The sequence below is a fragment of the Streptomyces sp. NBC_01275 genome (assembly GCF_026340655.1).
In the GTDB taxonomy this organism is placed as follows: domain Bacteria; phylum Actinomycetota; class Actinomycetes; order Streptomycetales; family Streptomycetaceae; genus Streptomyces.
This window is the reverse complement of record NZ_JAPEOZ010000001.1, coordinates 3,161,047-3,176,905: the sequence shown is the minus strand read 5'-3', so window position 1 is coordinate 3,176,905 and position 15,859 is coordinate 3,161,047. Positions and strand designations below refer to the sequence as shown.

Here is a 15,859-nt window from a genome sequence, read left to right as displayed (position 1 = left end):
CGTCAGTCCACCCCCTTGATCCTCCCCACCAGTACCGCCCCCGCCAGCCCGATCACCGCCGCCACCAGGTACAGCACCCGGTAGCCGCCCAGGTACGTCACGATCGGGGCGGCGAGGGCGGGCGCGGCGACCTGGGGGAGGGCGTTGGCCACGTTGATGACGCCGAGGTCCTTGCCGCGGTCCAGGGCCTTCGGCAGGACGTCCGTCATGAGGGCGAAGTCGACCGAGGTGAACACGCCGAAGCCGACGCCCAGCACCGCCGACGCGACGATCGCCCCCGTCCAGGTCTGCCAGCCCGCCAGCGCCGCCGTCGCCACCGCCATCAGCACGCCGGACCAGATCACGAACGGCTTGCGCCGCCCGGTGCGGTCCGACCAGACGCCTCCGACGACGACCGTGGCCAGCAGCGTCACCCCGTTCACCGCCGTCAGGATCAGCACGCCCTGCTCGGGGTCGCCGTAGTGCAGCCGGTCGCGCAGGTAGTACAGGAGGTACAGCAGCACCAGCGCGTTGCTCAGGTTCATCAGGAAGCGGGTCAGCCAGGCCCAGCCGAGGTCGGGGTGGCGGCGCGGGCTCAGCCAGAAGCCCGTGAGGAAGCCCCGCCACGACCAGGCCGGCCGGTCCGCCTCCGCCAGCCGCAGATCCTCGTAGCGCAGGACGTACGGCAGCACGCCCACCGCCGTGAACACCGCGCACGCCGCATATCCGGCGCCGACGCCTCCGACGGCCGTCGCCAGTCCCGTCCCGCCGACCACGCCCAGGATCTGCGCGGCCCCCAACCAGCCGCCCACCGAGCCGCGTTGGAGGCGCGGCACCCGGTCGGGGACGGCCGCCGTGACGGCGGCGAAGGCCGCGTTCAGGGTCAGCTGGACCAGACACCAGCCCAGCGCCATCGTCCAGACCCCGCCCGCGCCCGCGAGCAGCAGCAGCGACAGCGCGCCGCCCGCCGTTCCGGCCACGATCCACGGGGTGCGCCGGCCCCACCGGGACGTCGTACGGTCCGACAGCGCGCCGAAGAGCGGGTTCGCCGCCAGCGACACCACCGCGCCGACGCCCGTCACCCAGGCCAGCATCGTCTCCTTGGACATGCCGGAGCCGGGCGCGAAGTCCTCGGCCTGGGAGGCCAGCAGGATCTGCAGGGGGCCGTACCAGCCCACCCAGATCGCCCCGTTGGCGAGGGACAGCGACGCCGTCCAGCCCCGGCCGACCCGTTCGACGGGCTCGGCCAGCGCGCTCGCCGGGACCCGGCCCCGATCCTGGGCCTGGTCCCGGTCCGCCGTGGTCATCCCCGCGCCTGCGATCTCTGGGCCGCCAGCACGTCCCGCAGCCAGGCGTACGACGCCTTCGGGGTGCGTTCCTGCGTCGCGTAGTCGACGTGGACGAGGCCGAAGCGGCGCTCGTACCCCTCCGCCCACTCGAAGTTGTCCAGCAGCGACCACGCGAAGTAGCCGCGCACGTCCACGCCCGCTTCCACCGCTCGGTGCAGGGCGCGGAGATGGCCGTCCAGGTAGGCGATGCGCTGCTGGTCGTCGAGGCCCTCGTAGGAGCAGCCGTTCTCGGTGATGACGACCGGGGGGAGCCGGTCGCCGTAGCGGCCGTGGAAGGTGGTCAGGAGTTCCGTGAGGCCCTCGGGGACCACCGGCCAGCCGAAGTCCGTCACCGGGACGCCGTCGATCTGCTGGACGGAGAAGGGGAGTTCTGCGGGCATCGTGATGCCGCCGAACTCGATCTCCGCGCCCTGCGGGGCGCCGACCTTCGTCGGGGCGTAGTAGTTGACGCCGTACCAGTCGATCGGCTCCGTGATGACCTTCAGGTCGGACTCGACGTCTCCGGGCATCAACTCGCCGATTCCCGCGGGGTATTCACCGAGGAGCAGCGGATCGGCGAACAGCCGGTTCAGCAGGACGTCGTAGAAGTCGGCCGCCTCCACGTCCGCGGGTTCCCGGGAGGCGGGCCAGGTCGGGCCGTGGGAGTTGGCGATGCCGATGTCGTTCGCGCCGGCCGCGCGCAGGGCCCGGACCGCCAGGCCGTGGGCCAGCAGTTGGTGGTGGGCGACCGGGAGCGCGTCGAAGAGCAGCTGCTTGCCGGGGGCGTGGGTGCCGAGCGCGTGCCCCAACAGGGTGTGCTCCGCGGGCTCGTTGAGGGTGATCCACTTCTTCACCCGGTCGCCGAGGCGTTCGGCGACCGTCGACACGTACTCGGCGAACCGGGAGGCGGTGTCCCGCTCCAGCCAGTCGAGGCGGGCGGGGAGGTCCCAGTGGAAGAGGGTCGGGACCGGGCGGACGCCGGCCGCGCACAGCTCGTCGACGAGACGGTCGTAGAAGTCGAGACCGCCGGGGGAGTTCACCCGCGGCCAGGAGATCGAGAAGCGGTACGCGTCCACGCCCAGGCCGGACAGGAGCGCCACGTCCTCGGGGTAGCGGTGGTAGTGGTCGCAGGCCACCTCCGCCGTGGAGCCGTCCTTCACCCGTCCCGGCTCGGCGGTGAACACGTCCCACACGGACGGCTCGCGCTCGTTCACCGCCCCCTCGATCTGGTGGGCCGAGGTCGAGACGCCCCAGAGGAAGCCGGCCGGGAACTGGGGTATCGGGTGCGCCGCGTCGCGCGGATCGTTCGCCATGGGCGGGATCATCCTTACCGCTGGGTAAGGAAGTCAACGGCCGGACGTGAACTACCGGTTACGCCCCGTCCCGCACCCCGTCCTGCGCCGGTCTCGCACCCCGTCCCGCGCCCCTTCCCGCGCCCGTCTCACGCCCCTTCCTTCAGCACTCTGGAGATCAGTTTCCGCTGTTCGTCCGAGAGCCGGGGATCGGCCGCGTACACCGTCTTCCCGTCCACGGTGATCTCGTAGCTGAAGCCGTCCGGCACGCCGGTCGGCGGCGCGCCCCGGCCGGCGGCGACCGCCCGCTCGGCCAGGGCGTGCCATTCGCCGGCATCGGGCCGCCCCGAGGTGTCCACCTCGGCCTGCCGCTCGATGCCCGCGAACCCGCCCGTGCGACTCACTCGAATACGCATGGGTTCCTGTCTAGTACGGAATCAGAGAGAGTGCGTACCCCGTCAGAGAGTCCGTACCCCTACCTGCTCCCACGCCTTCTGCACGGCCTGGAACTCCTCGCCGCCGTCGCCGAAGCGCTCGCGCGCGACCTTGACGGTCAGCTTGGCGAACTTGGCGAAGGACGCGTCCGAGGGGAGCCTGCCGCCGGTGAGCGCGTCGTACCAGATCTGTCCCGCCTTCTCCCAGGCGTAGCCGCCGAGGGCGGTGGCGACCAGGTAGAAGGCGTGGTTGGGGATGCCGGAGTTGATGTGGACGCCGCCGTTGTCGCGGCCGGTGGTGACGAAGTCGTCCATGGTCGCGGGCTGCGGGTCCTTGCCGAGGACGTCGTCGTCGTAGGCGGTCCCCGGGGCCTTCATGGAGCGCAGGGCCGTGCCGGTGACGCCCGGGGCGAGGATGCCCGCGCCGATCAGCCAGTCGGCCTCGGCGGCGGTCTGGCCGAGGGTGTACTGCTTGATGAGCGAGCCGAAGACGTCGGACATCGACTCGTTGAGGGCGCCCGGCTGGCGGTAGTACGTCAGGTTGGCCGTGTACTGGGTGACGCCGTGGGTGAGCTCGTGGCCGATGACGTCGACGGAGTTGGTGAAGTCGACGAAGATCTCGCCGTCGCCGTCGCCGAACACCATCTGCTCGCCGTTCCAGAAGGCGTTGTTGTACCCCTCGTCGTAGTGGACGCTGGCGTCCAGGGGCAGGCCGTCGCCGTCGATGGAGTGGCGCTGGTAGGCCTTGAGGTAGAGGTCGAAGGTGGCTCCGAGGCCGGTGTAGGCGCGGTTGACGGTGGCGTCCTGGCCGGGGTCCTGGCCCTCGGCGCGGACCTTGGCGCCGGGCAGGTCGGTGCCGTGGGCGCAGTCGTAGAGGGTGCGCAGCGGCTGGTCCGACGGAGCCTTCGCCGGAGGGACGGCCGCGAGGCCGAACTCGGTGGTCACCCGGCGCAGGCCGCGCAGCTGGCTGTCGCGCACCAGGGTGCGCTGGGCGGGTCCGGACACAGCCGGGTCGTCGTTGCGCGCCAGCTTGTCGAGGACGTGTGGCGGTACGACCGTGCAGAAGACGGGCTCGAAGCCCCCGTGAGTCGTCATGCCCGGCACCCTTGCACTGCGTCACGTCCGTGTCACCACCGGCAACCATGATTGGTGAAATACCGTGACAAACGGCTTCTGCTGGTAGCCCTTAGTGGTATGGCGCACGTTTCGCACCTTTTCCTGTGGTTCCTCCCTCCGGTCCCGCATACTGGAACGAACCCGCGCGACGGAAGCGGCTCCGCTAGGCTGCGGAGCACTATGCATTTCGGGCTGCTTCTCCTTAGCTGCCGCGGCGAGGGCCTGTAGTCGAGGCCGACTCCCTCCCCGCGGAGCTTGGTGTTGCGCGTCGGCCGTCCTTCCGTCCGGACATTCTCCGGTCACCCTGAGGAGCCACCGCACCATGGCGAACCGCCAGCAGCCCAGCCACATGCCGATCCACAAGTACGGACAGTACGACCAGGTCGACATCCCCGACCGCACCTGGCCGCAGAACCGGATCACCGTCGCCCCCCGCTGGCTCTCCACCGACCTGCGCGACGGAAACCAGGCCCTGATCGACCCGATGTCGCCCGAGCGCAAGCGCCGGATGTTCGACCAGCTGGTCAAGATGGGCTACAAGGAGATCGAGGTCGGCTTCCCGGCCTCCGGCCAGACCGACTTCGACTTCGTGCGCTCGATCATCGAGGAAGAGGGCGCGATCCCGGAGGACGTCACGATCTCCGTGCTGACCCAGGCCCGCGAGGACCTGATCGAGCGGACCGTGGAGTCCCTGAAGGGCGCCAGGCGGGCCACCGTCCACCTGTACAACGCCACGGCCCCCGTGTTCCGCCGGGTCGTCTTCCGCGGCTCCAAGGACGACATCAAGCAGATCGCCGTCGACGGCACCCGCCTGGTGATGGAGTACGCCGAGAAGCTGCTGGGCCCGGAGACGGAGTTCGGCTACCAGTACTCGCCGGAGATCTTCACCGACACCGAGCTGGACTTCGCCCTGGAGGTCTGCGAGGCGGTGATGGACGTCTACCAGCCCGGTCCGGGTCGCGAGATCATCCTGAACCTGCCGGCCACCGTCGAGCGCTCGACGCCCTCCACCCACGCCGACCGCTTCGAGTGGATGAGCCGCAACGTCTCGCGCCGTGAGCACGTCGTCATCTCCGTCCACCCGCACAACGACCGCGGCACCGCCGTCGCCGCCGCCGAGCTGGCGCTGATGGCCGGCGCCGACCGCGTCGAGGGCTGTCTGTTCGGCCAGGGCGAGCGCACCGGCAACGTCGACCTGGTCACCCTGGGCATGAACCTGTTCTCCCAGGGCGTCGACCCGCAGATCGACTTCTCCGACATCGACGAGATCCGTCGTACGTGGGAGTACTGCAACCAGATGGAGGTCCACCCGCGCCACCCGTACGTGGGCGACCTGGTCTACACGTCCTTCTCCGGCTCCCACCAGGACGCCATCAAGAAGGGCTTCGACGCGATGGAGGCCGACGCGGCCGCCAAGGGCGTCACGGTCGACGACATCGAGTGGGCGGTCCCGTACCTGCCGATCGACCCGAAGGACGTGGGCCGCTCCTACGAGGCCGTCATCCGGGTCAACTCGCAGTCGGGCAAGGGCGGTATCGCGTACGTCCTGAAGAACGACCACAAGCTGGACCTGCCGCGCCGGATGCAGATCGAGTTCTCCAAGCTGATCCAGGCCAAGACGGACGCCGAGGGCGGCGAGGTCACGGGCGGCGCGATCTGGTCGGTCTTCCAGGACGAGTACCTGCCCAACCCCGAGAACCCCTGGGGCCGCATCCAGGTCCGCACGGGCCAGTCGACGACCGACACCGACGGCGTGGACACCCTGACCGTCGAGGCCACGGTGGACGGCGTGGACACGGTCCTGACCGGCTCCGGCAACGGCCCGATCTCCGCCTTCTTCGACGCTCTGGAGTCCGTCGGCATCGACGTACGCCTGCTGGACTACCAGGAGCACACGATGAGCGAGGGCGCCTCCGCGCAGGCCGCCTCGTACATCGAATGCGCGATCGGCGACAAGGTCCTGTGGGGCATCGGCATCGACGCGAACACGACGCGTGCGTCCCTGAAGGCGGTCGTCTCGGCCGTCAACCGCGCGACGCGTTAATCATCCTGACCGGCAGTTTCGGGGCCTTGATCGCCGTATACGGCGATCAAGGCCCCGTCGTTTATCGGCCACTGTCCCGTGGAGGTCACGGAAAGGTCTCGTCCTAGGTGCTGACTACACCTCGCCCATGTGGCTAACATCACGCAGACGCGGCGATGTTGCCGCGGGGTTACGGAGGTGCGACGTGCTGCCAGGACGGGGACGAGACGGCCAGGTCACCAGGCTTGCCCGCATCCTGGGCCACCGCACCGCGTGGACGCCCGTCGGGGACGGCGAGTTCTTCTGCCCCGCCTGCGGCGGCGACCGCAACTACCAGCGGCTCACCGGCCGGCGCCGCCTCACCCTCCTCGGGCTGCCCGTCCTGTCGCGCGGCGAGATCGGCCCGGTCGTCGAGTGCGCGGCCTGTCAACAGCAGTTCGGCACCGACGTCCTCGACCACCCCACCACCACCCGCTTCTCCGCGATGCTCCGCGACGCCGTCCACACCGTCGCCCTCGCCGTCCTCTCCGCGGGCGGCGGCTGCGCCCGTACGGCCCTGGAGGCGGCCGCCGGCGCGGTGCGCGCGGCCGGCTTCGCCGACTGCACCGAGGAACAGCTCGCCGCCCTCGTCGAGGCCCTCGCCGCCGACACCGGCCGCGCCTACGGCGCACCCTGCGGCGGCGGCCCCGGCCTCGCCATAGAGCTCCACGAGGCCCTCGACCCGCTCGCCCCGCACCTCGCCCCGACCGGCCGCGAATCGATCCTGCTCCAGGGCGCCCGCATCGCCCTGGCGGACGGCCCGTACACCCCGGCCGAACGAGAGGTCCTGGCCACGGTGGGCGCGGCCCTGACCCTCCCGGCGGACGAGGTGACACGCCTGCTGGCGGCCGCGGGAACACCGTCCTGACCGCTTCCGGCTGCCTCTAGGCCGTTTTGGACGCTTCCCGGCGCTTCCCGGCGCTTCCGGGCGCTTCCGCACGTTTCCGGCGGTTCCCCGGGGAACGATGTGACCGACACCGGCCGTCCCCGTCTGGGAGAGCGATGACCCACCTGCGCCGTACGCTCCTCGCCACCGCGTTCCTCACCCCGTTCGCCTCGTTCCCGGCGGCCGCCGCCGCGACCCCCTGCGTCTCCTCGACGCCGTACGTGTCGGGGGAAGGCGGCTACGCCTCCTACCGGATCCCGGCCGTCGTCGGCACCCGGCAGGGAACGCTGCTGGCCTTCGCCGAGGGGCGGCGGGACGGGCCCGGCGACACCGGGGACATCGACATCGTGGTGCGCCGCTCCGTCGACGGCGGCTGCACCTGGGGTCCGCTGATCGTCGTGGCCGCCGGGGACGGGGGCACCCGGGGCAACCCGGCGCCCGTGATCGACCCGCGCACCGGCGCGGTCGTGCTGGTGAGCTGCGCCAACGACGGCGACGCGACCGAGGCGCGGATCATGCGCGGGGAGGCCCCCGCCCGGCGGGTGTACGTCCAGCACAGCCGGGACGACGGGCGCTGCTTCACCTCGCCGAGGGAGATCACGGCGGACGTCGCGCTGCCGTCGTGGCGCTGGTACGCCACCGGCCCCGGCCACGCCCTCGCTCTCACCCGGGGCCCGTACGCGGGCCGGCTCGTGGTCGCGGCGAACCACTCCGCCGCCCCGCCCGTCGGCTCCCCCGACACCGGCCGCGAGTACCGGTACTACGGCGGTCACGCCCTCTGCAGCGACGACGGCGGGCGCAGCTGGCGGCTGGGCTTCGTCGACGCCGACCACGACGGCACGGCCAACGTCAACGAGAGCTCCGTCGCCCAACTCCCCGACGGACGGCTGTACTTCTCCGCCCGCGACCAGGGCGGCAGCGCCCCCGGCAACCGCCTCGACGCCCTCTCGGAGGACGGCGGCACGACCCTGTCCCGCCCCTACGCCCCGCAGCCGACGCTCGCCCGGGTCCCTGTCGTCCAGGGCAGCGTCCTCCAACTCCACGGCTCCGGAGGCCCGTTGCTCTTCTCCGGCCCGTCCGACCCGGCCGCCCGCCGTGCGATGACCGTCTGGCGCAGCACGGACGGCGGGGCGGACTTCACCCCGGCGGTGACGCCGTCGCCGAGCCCGGCCGCGTACTCCGACCTGGTCCAGGTGGACGCGGACACGGTCGGGCTGCTGTACGAGACGGGGACGGCGGGGCCGTACGAGACGATCGAGTTCCGGCGGCTGGCCGTCGGGGAACTCGGGGGCGCTTGAGGCGACTTGAGGCCGCCTGCCGCCTGCCGCCTGCCAGGACCTAGGGCAGCGTCCGGTCGTACGCCTTGTCGTCGTCGGAGTCGTAGAGCAGCTTGCCGGTGGTGTCGTAGCCCTTGATGTGCGGGGCGAGGGTGACCTGCTCGTCGAGCATGCCGACGGCGACGAACCAGCCGTGGTCGAGGACGGCCGGGTCGGCGGCGCTGTCGCCGTAGGCGACGGTGACCTTGGCGACCGCTGAGTCGACGTAGCCGATGGACGCCCAGCGGAACGGCAGGGTCCAGTGGCCCTTGTCGATGATCGACTGCTGGTACAGGTCGCCGCCGTTGGGGTCGGGCACGACCGGGCCCGTGTCCGGCCCGGCGGCGTCGCGCGCGCTGACGCTGATGCCGGAGGCCTTGCCGTCCTTGATGTCGCAGATCACCCGGAAGCCGGCCGGCTTCTCCTTCACGCCGACGACGTGGAAGCCGTCCCCGGGGGCGTTGGAGTCGCCGGTGCTCTTCGCCGCGAGGATGATCCGGTAGTCCTGGGCCTTGCCCAGGGCCACGCCGAGCGAGGGGGCGTTCTCGGCGGCCAGGCACTTCTTCAGCCCCTCGGCGGCCTGGGCGAAGGTGATGCCGTCGAGCAGCTGCCCGTCGCTCGCGGGCCGCGCGGGCCCGGTCGACGCACTCGCGGCGGGGCTCGCGGCCGGGCTGCGCGAGGCGCTGACCGACGGCTTCACCGCCGCCGTGTCGGCGCCCCGCCCCCCGTGCCCCCCGGCCACGGCGTACGCCCCCACCGGCACCGCGGCCAGCGTCAGCAGCGTCGCCCCGACCGCCGCCGCACGCCGCCGCCGCTCGGCCAGTCCACGCCGCCGGATCGCCGGGTAGGGCGCCGCCGACGGCCGCACGGCGTACGCGTCCTGCGCGAGCAGTTCCCGCATCCGCTCCTCGAAATCGGAGCCGCCGAAGCCGCCGGAGTCGTGGTGGCCGCCGGAGTCGTAGGAGCCGTCGGAGCCGAACTCCCGCTCATGCCCTGCCCCGTTCCCCGGCTCGTTCCCTGACACGTTCACCTGCTGCCTCCCTGTCCGCCGGACACCGTGCGACTGGCGGCCAGTCCCGGATACGTACGCAACTTCGCCAGCCCCTTCGAGGCCTGGCTCTTGACCGTGCCCTGCGAGCAGCCGAGCACCTCGGCCACCTCCGCCTCGGACAGGTCCTCCCAGTACCGCAGCACCACCACCGCCCGCTGTCTGGCGGGCAGTTGGGCCAGCCCGGCGAGCAGGGAGCCCCGCTCGTCCACCCGCCCCGTGGCCTCGTCCCGCCCCGCCCGGTCCGGCGGCGCCGCGGTCAGCGCCTCGCTGACCCGCCGCTTGCGGAACCGGTCGCTGTTGCAACTGACCAGCATCCGCCGGACGTACGCCTCCGGGTTGTCGCTGCGCGAGATCCGTCGCCACGACCGGTACGCCTTGGCCAGCGCGGTCTGCGTCAGGTCCTCCGCGTGATGGACGTCGCCCGTGAGCAGATACGCGGTTCGTACGAGCCGCGACCACCGTGCTCTGACGAACTCCTGGAAGCGGTCCTCTTGTTCGGCCTGCATCAAGCACCCTCCTCGCCCCCCAGACCACCACTCGCGCCGATTCGGTTGCCCGGCGGGCCCGGCCGGGATCGAATGGGGCGATGACGAACGGGGCGGGGCCGAACGAGGCCGACGAGGCGGACGGGGCTGTGGGGAGCGACGCGTGGGCCTGGCGGACGGGGCGGCCCGGGGTGCTGACGCTGCCGTCCGGGCGGCTGGTGCGCGGCCGTGGCCTGCGCCGCCCGCTGGACGCGGGGGAGCCCGTGCCGGCGTACGGGGTGTATCTGCTGGGCGCACAGCCCCCGGACGTCCCCTGGGCGGCGCGCTGGATCCGCTGGCCCGACTTCCGGCTCCCCGCCGACCGTGCGGACGCCCGCGCGGCGCTCGTCGAGGCGTGGGAGCGGGCCGCCGACGAGAGAGTCGAGATCGCTTGCGGCGGCGGGCGCGGGCGGACCGGCACGGCGCTGGCGTGTCTGGCGGTGCTGGACGGCGTACCGGCCGGGGAGGCGGTGGAGTTCGTGCGCCGGCACTACGACCGGCACGCCGTGGAGACGCCCTGGCAGCGCCGCTACGTACGGCGGTTCGGGCTCACAGGGCCAGCGTCATGAGCAGACGGTGTTCGCCGGGCCCGAAGTAGTCCGAGCGGGGGCCGCCGGGGTCCGGGACGAAGCCCAGGGACCGGTAGAGCGCGACGGCCGAGTCGTTGCCGGGCTCCACGGAGAGCCACACGGAGTGGGTGCCCTGCGCCCGCAGATGGGCCAGCATCTTCGCCAGCAGCTGCCGGCCGAGCCCCTTGCGGCGCAGGTCCGGGGTGATGCCGAGGCTGAGGATCCAGCTCTGCGCGTCGTGCGGCGGCGTCGAGAGCACATAGCCGCGGAGGTCCTTGCCGTCGTCCACGACGAAGAGGAAGTCCGGGAACGCGGTGAGGAGTTGGCGGAGCACGAAGAACGGGTAGGGGTCCGCCGGGAAGGCCTCCGCGTCGAGGCGGACGATATGGGGCAGATCAGCCTCGGTGACCGCTCTGATCCGTAAGGGCCTTTCTCCGGAAGCCTGGCTCAGCATCGATCCGACCGCCGATCCGATCGCTGAACCGGCAGACGAACCGACGGGCGAACCGGCAGGTGAACCGGCGGCCGACGGAAAACGATCTCCGGGAAGAGGAGTCATACCGTCCCCTTGTGAATTGTCGACAAATCGAATTGGAGCTTGTGCGATTTGCGTACCTGATCTCCATCATTGCCCGGTGCATCCTGTACCTTCAAGACCCCCGCATACTGCTACCCTTAACCATGACCTCGGGACCGCCAATGGCCGATCACATCTTGAATGCAGACGCACCGTGGGACGACTTCGACACCCGCGAGTACATCGGCCACAACTACCTCGTCATGCAGGCCGTGGACGAGGAGATCATCACCCTCGTACGCGATCATTTCAGTGATCATTTCGAGGGGAGAGGTGATCGCGTTCCGGCTGGAATCGACGTAGGCGCAGGTCCCAATCTCTATCCGGCCTTCACGATGCTCCCCTGGTGCGACAGCATCACCCAACTGGAGCGCTCGGCGAACAACCGGGAGTACCTTCTCCGGCAGCGCGACTGGTACGAGCCGCACTGGGACCCCTTCTGGAAGGTCCTGACCGAGCGCCGGGGATACCGGGACCTGGACAACCCCCGGGAGCGGTTCAAGCAGGTCGTCCAGGAGCCCGTCGAGGGCAGCCTGTTCGAGCTGTGCGCCGGAAAGCCCCGCTGGGACATTGGCACCATGTTCTTCGTCGCCGAGTCCATCACCACCTCCCTCAAGGAATTCCGCCAGGGCGTGCACTGCTTCATGAACGCACTGAAGCCGGGCGCGCCTTTCGCCACGGCATTCATGGAGCATTCCCAGGGATATCGCGTCGGCGACATCGAATTCCCCGCCCGCGATATCGACAAAGAAGAAGTCGAGCGGGCTCTCGACGGTCTCGTCGAGGACGACGTGCAAATTACCCGGCTGGAAACCAGCGACCTCGTGCGTGACGGATACACGGGAATGATCCTGGCGCGCGGTCGACGGAAGAAATGACGTCGGAGCGTTCTTTTCCAAGGTTTTCCGGTTTCCCAAGGTGACGGGCCTGTGCGAGGTGAATGGGCATGCAGATCAAGCCGCGACAGAATCTGCTCGAAGTGTGGCAGGCCATCGCCCGCCATTCGTTCGACAACGGAGAATGGGACTGGGGTGAGTGGGGCGGCCGCAGCAGCGTCGCCGACGCCGAGCGCCTGCTCTGTCTGCTCTACCCCGCCACCGAAATCGAGCCGTTCCGTCTCGACGACCCCGACACGACCCAACTGGACGTGGAAAGGGCCCTGCGCAATGCGGGCGACTCCAGCGAGATTCCCGCGAACCTCGTGGAGATCCTCGGCGACTTCATGGAGAAGCACCGCGGCGAGGAGAGTCCCACCTTCGCCGGCGGCTACTACTTCGCCCCGGAGGACCCCAAGCAGGAACTGACCAAGGAACAGCGGGAAGTGGGCGTGGTCGACGCCTACTCCATGTCGATCACCTTATGCCTGGCCACCCTCGGCTTCCTCAAGGTGTACCGGGGCAAGACCCAGCGGGCCAGCACCCTCGCCCGCATCGACCGGCTCAGGGAGGAGACCAGCGCCCGGCTCACCGCCGCCATGGTCAGCCTGCTGCGGTCCTTCACGGTCAACGTCGTCGACATCTCCTCCGACCAGGGACAGTCGCTCGCCCGGCTGCTGGGCCGGGGCCGGCTCTCCGACCGGCAGGTCCTGCAGCGCTTCCAGGACCGCTTCAAGTCCCTGCGCGCCCTGATCAGCGAAAGCGTCACCCTCGGCCTCGACACCGACGTGACCGACCAACTGCGCAACGAGAACCGCCTCTTCGAGTGCGGCTGGGCCTGGAGCCTGGTGAAGGGCGCACCCGAGATCGAGCTGGAGCCCCAGACCGCCCAGGCCATCGGCAAGCAGCCGCAGGGCGTCGCCCGCGCCGTGCCCTACCTGTACTTCACCGTCGTCGCCCTCGACGGCATCCCCGACCTGTCGTCCGAGCGCACCCTCGTCCTCGGCCTGCTCAACGCCGAACAGCAGAAGCTGGCCGACGCGCTCCGGCTGCGCTGGGAGATCACCCAGCAGTACTGGTCCGCCATCGCCCGCTTCGACGCCGCGACCTGGCCGCTGGAGGAGATCCCCTGGCGCACCACGCTCCAGCAGCTGGAGTCGGAGTACTTCTCGCTCTCCGTCGCCTCCATCCTCGTCCACGACCTGGTCCGCCGCCGCGCCACCGACGACGACCTCACCCGCACCGTCGCCGTCATGGAACGCCTCGCCGAACGCGGCCGCATCACCAGCGGCACCACCCGTGAGGACCCGGCGATCGGACTGCACAACCCCGGGGTCACCCTGCCGCTCCTGGGCAGCGAGGACATCGGCCCCGCCATGAAGTGGACGATGGGCGACTTCTCCGCGCAGCTGCTCAAGCGGACCATCCAACTGGGCGCGCTGTCGAGGAGCATCGGCTCGCAGGACCGTTTGCTCAGGCTCTCCGAGGACATCCTCGACCACCTCTGGCAGCGCCGCGTCAACGACGGCGAGGGCGTCGGCCTGTGGGACAACGTGCACGCCGTCTACCCCGAATCACCGGTCCGGCAGGGGCCGTTGTCCTGGAGCATCACCGAGCGCGTCACCGAGTGCATGGTCGCCGCGCACGCCCTCTACTCCCAGGACCCGATCCGCAGCAACGACATGTCGACGCTGGCCCAGGCGGCCCTCAGCGAGGCCGCCCACCTCTTCGGCAAGGAACAGATGCTGCAGCCCGCCCCCACCCCCAAGAGCCCCCAGGGAGAAGAGATCAAGGGCATCGAGGCCGACCTGCGCCGCGCCCGGGAACTGGTCGACAAACAGCCCGGCACCGCCCACTCGCTGGCCCTCGGCGTCCTCTCCCGGCTCTACGCCCTCGCCCGAGCCCGGGGCACCGGGTCCCGGGGGGTGTGACCGTGCTCGTCTTCGCCGCCTCCGACAAGGGAGGCACCGGCCGCTCGGTCACCAGCGCCAACCTCGCCTACCACCGAGCCCTGGACGGGGACGACGTCTGCTACCTGGACTTCGACTTCGGATCGCCCACCGCCGCCGCCGTGTTCGACCTGCCCGACGTCCTCTCCGAGGCCGAGGGGCGCGGTCTGCACTCGTATCTGAAGGGCAAGACCGGGGAACCGCTGCGGGTCGACGTCTGGGCGCGCACCGAGCACCCCGTGCTGCGCACCAGGCCCGGCGGCTCCGGACGGCTGGTCCTGCTGCCCGGCGACCGCACCGGCGGTGAATTCGTCACCGACGAGGAGAACCTGCACCGCTGCGTGGACCTCGTTCTGCGACTCAAGCGTGAATTCGACCTCATCATCATCGACTTGAGCGCCGGCCGCAGCTATGCCATGGACCTCGCCCTCGCCGCGACCTCGCCGCGCGGCGGGCTGGGACGCCTCAAAACACGCTGGCTCGTCTATCACCGCTGGACCCGCCAGCATGTGATGGCCGCCGCCGAACTCGTGTACGGAAAGCAGGGCATTGTGCAGGCCGGCATAGCGATGGGCCATGTGCCGGACGCGCTGACCGGCTCGATCAGGTTCGTCCGGGCCGCCGTTCCCGATCTTGAGTCGCCCCTGTGGTCCCAGGTGTCTCCCGCGCAGTACGCGTGGATGCGCCAGTGCGACAAAGAACTCGAGGAACTCGCGGCCGGCCGGGGCATCGGCAAGACCAGGGCACTGGCGTCCATTCCCCTGGAACCCGTTCTGCAATGGCAGGAACGCCTCATCACCGACGAGGACGTGCACGACCGCCGGATCGCCAACAACGAGACCTGGCAGGCCATGGGAGACCTCGCCGAGCGGCTGACCGACGACAAGTTCTGGGGGCAGTTGTGAACGGGGCCGGAAACGGGGCCGGAACCGCTTTCCGGGAGACCAGCGCGGAGCCCCGCACGGAATCCGTGCCGTTCTCCCATCTCTCCCTGGAATTAGGCCACTTGTACATGGAGGACTTCATCGAGGGCCCCTCCCGGCTGCGCCGGCACTTCGCCGCCGTACGCCCCTGGGTGGACGCCGCCCGCGCCGGTCTGGGTCCGCTGACAGGCGGGAAACGGCCCCGGATCAGCACCTGCTTTCTCATCGACGACTACTTCTCCCGGCTGTCCACCCCCGCCGAACTGATACCGCCTCTGCTCGAAGCGGCCGCCGAGGCCGGGCTGACCATCGACTACCTGGCCCGCGAGTCGGGCTGCGCCGTCGCCGACCCCGCCCACCGCGACCGCGCCGAGCTCGCCGAGTCCGTCCTGCACCGGCTGGTGGAGTCGCCGCCGCCCGGCAGCAACGGCTTTCGCCCGCCCGTCAGCCGCACCGGCTGGCTCACCAACGGCCGCCGCACCCCCGCCCAGCGCACCTCCGCCGCCCTGGACTCCACCGGCGTCGTCTGGCAGCCGCCCGGCGAGACCGGCGCCCGCGGCCACTCCGTGTTCATGGACGTCGAACTGTGGAGCGGACCCGAGGAGGAGCGCCTGTGGTCCTGCGCCTTCCTGGCCTCCGTCTGGCAGCTGGTCCGGCTCGGACTGCTGCGCGACAACGGCGCGGCGGTGCTGACCCCCGCCAAGTGGTTCGACCGGGAGTTCCCGGCCGAGTGGGACGCGCTCCCGCCCGTCCTCCAGCTCAACAAGGCGGCGGCCCCCTTCACCGCGTACCTCACCTGCAGCGTGCTCCCGGCCCGGTTCCTGCCCGTCGAGCACGCCGTACGCGTCATCCTCGACCAGGTCCATGTCGAGGCCGAGGCGGTGCAACAGGTCGCCGACCGGTCGGCGGGGGAGGGCTTCACCGTGCCCGCAGGCGTCGTGGACCGCACGTCCTACGTGTTTCCGCCGGGGCTGTGAG

15 protein-coding genes are annotated in these 15,859 nt (G+C 70.7%); 8 read left to right on the top strand and 7 right to left on the bottom strand.

Going from position 1 to position 15,859, the window contains the following annotated elements; genetic code table 11:
* Positions 1-2: 2 nt before the first annotated feature.
* From OG562_RS13905 to OG562_RS13890, 4 genes are all read right to left on the bottom strand, one after another.
* Positions 3-1,286, bottom strand: a complete 1,284-nt coding sequence (locus OG562_RS13905; RefSeq protein ID WP_266397213.1) for an MFS transporter — start codon at positions 1,284-1,286, stop codon at positions 3-5.
* A complete protein-coding gene (locus OG562_RS13900; RefSeq protein ID WP_266397210.1) occupies positions 1,283-2,620 on the bottom strand; it encodes a GH1 family beta-glucosidase in 1,338 nt (445 codons plus the stop codon). Before OG562_RS13900 ends, OG562_RS13905 begins: the two co-directional genes overlap by 4 nt.
* Positions 2,621-2,748: 128 nt before the next feature.
* Positions 2,749-3,015 carry a protealysin inhibitor emfourin gene (locus OG562_RS13895; protein WP_266397208.1) on the bottom strand — a complete coding sequence of 89 codons (267 nt, stop codon included), beginning with the start codon at positions 3,013-3,015 and terminating at the stop codon, positions 2,749-2,751.
* A 42-nt stretch (positions 3,016-3,057) separates the two neighbouring features.
* Positions 3,058-4,128: a M4 family metallopeptidase gene (locus OG562_RS13890; protein ID WP_266397205.1), complete on the bottom strand. Its 1,071-nt coding sequence runs from the start codon at positions 4,126-4,128 to the stop codon at positions 3,058-3,060.
* A gap of 343 nt (positions 4,129-4,471) precedes the next feature.
* Between OG562_RS13890 and leuA the strand changes: the two genes are divergently transcribed.
* The 3 genes from leuA (at position 4,472) to OG562_RS13875 (ending at position 8,395) form a co-directional block, all read left to right on the top strand.
* On the top strand, positions 4,472-6,193 hold the full coding sequence (gene leuA / locus OG562_RS13885; RefSeq protein ID WP_266397203.1) for a 2-isopropylmalate synthase: 1,722 nt from the start codon (positions 4,472-4,474) through the stop codon (positions 6,191-6,193).
* 184 nt (positions 6,194-6,377) lie between these two features.
* Positions 6,378-7,079 (top strand): TerB family tellurite resistance protein, encoded by a 702-nt coding sequence (locus tag OG562_RS13880; RefSeq protein ID WP_266397201.1) that lies wholly within the window; start codon positions 6,378-6,380, stop codon positions 7,077-7,079.
* Positions 7,080-7,213: 134 nt separating this feature from the next.
* Positions 7,214-8,395, top strand: a complete 1,182-nt coding sequence (locus tag OG562_RS13875; protein ID WP_266397199.1) for an exo-alpha-sialidase — start codon at positions 7,214-7,216, stop codon at positions 8,393-8,395.
* Between the two features lie 40 nt (positions 8,396-8,435).
* Here the strand turns inward: OG562_RS13875 and OG562_RS13870 are convergent, their stop codons facing one another.
* Positions 8,436-9,443, bottom strand: coding sequence for a hypothetical protein (locus OG562_RS13870; protein WP_266397196.1), 1,008 nt, complete (start codon positions 9,441-9,443; stop codon positions 8,436-8,438).
* Positions 9,440-9,970 carry a SigE family RNA polymerase sigma factor gene (locus tag OG562_RS13865; protein WP_266397194.1) on the bottom strand — a complete coding sequence of 177 codons (531 nt, stop codon included), beginning with the start codon at positions 9,968-9,970 and terminating at the stop codon, positions 9,440-9,442. Before OG562_RS13865 ends, OG562_RS13870 begins: the two co-directional genes overlap by 4 nt.
* A gap of 80 nt (positions 9,971-10,050) precedes the next feature.
* Here OG562_RS13865 and OG562_RS13860 point away from each other — a divergent pair, with 80 nt between their 5' ends.
* Positions 10,051-10,557 carry a protein phosphatase gene (locus tag OG562_RS13860; RefSeq protein ID WP_266397193.1) on the top strand — a complete coding sequence of 169 codons (507 nt, stop codon included), beginning with the start codon at positions 10,051-10,053 and terminating at the stop codon, positions 10,555-10,557.
* Here OG562_RS13860 and OG562_RS13855 read toward each other — a convergent pair.
* Complete coding sequence (locus OG562_RS13855; protein WP_266397192.1) at positions 10,538-11,011, bottom strand: GNAT family N-acetyltransferase; 474 nt, start codon at positions 11,009-11,011, stop codon at positions 10,538-10,540. The genes OG562_RS13860 and OG562_RS13855 overlap by 20 nt on opposite strands.
* Before the next feature lie 245 nt (positions 11,012-11,256).
* Between OG562_RS13855 and OG562_RS13850 the strand changes: the two genes are divergently transcribed.
* From OG562_RS13850 to OG562_RS13835, 4 genes are all read left to right on the top strand, one after another.
* Positions 11,257-12,012, top strand: a complete 756-nt coding sequence (locus OG562_RS13850; protein WP_266397189.1) for an SCO2525 family SAM-dependent methyltransferase — start codon at positions 11,257-11,259, stop codon at positions 12,010-12,012.
* A gap of 68 nt (positions 12,013-12,080) precedes the next feature.
* Entirely contained in the window at positions 12,081-13,940 is a 1,860-nt protein-coding gene (locus OG562_RS13845; protein ID WP_266397187.1) for an SCO2524 family protein, read from the top strand.
* A 2-nt stretch (positions 13,941-13,942) separates the two neighbouring features.
* Complete coding sequence (locus OG562_RS13840; RefSeq protein ID WP_266397185.1) at positions 13,943-14,863, top strand: SCO2523 family variant P-loop protein; 921 nt, start codon at positions 13,943-13,945, stop codon at positions 14,861-14,863.
* A complete protein-coding gene (locus tag OG562_RS13835) occupies positions 14,860-15,858 on the top strand; it encodes an SCO2522 family protein (protein WP_266397184.1) in 999 nt (332 codons plus the stop codon). Before OG562_RS13840 ends, OG562_RS13835 begins: the two co-directional genes overlap by 4 nt.
* Position 15,859: the final 1 nt, after the last annotated feature.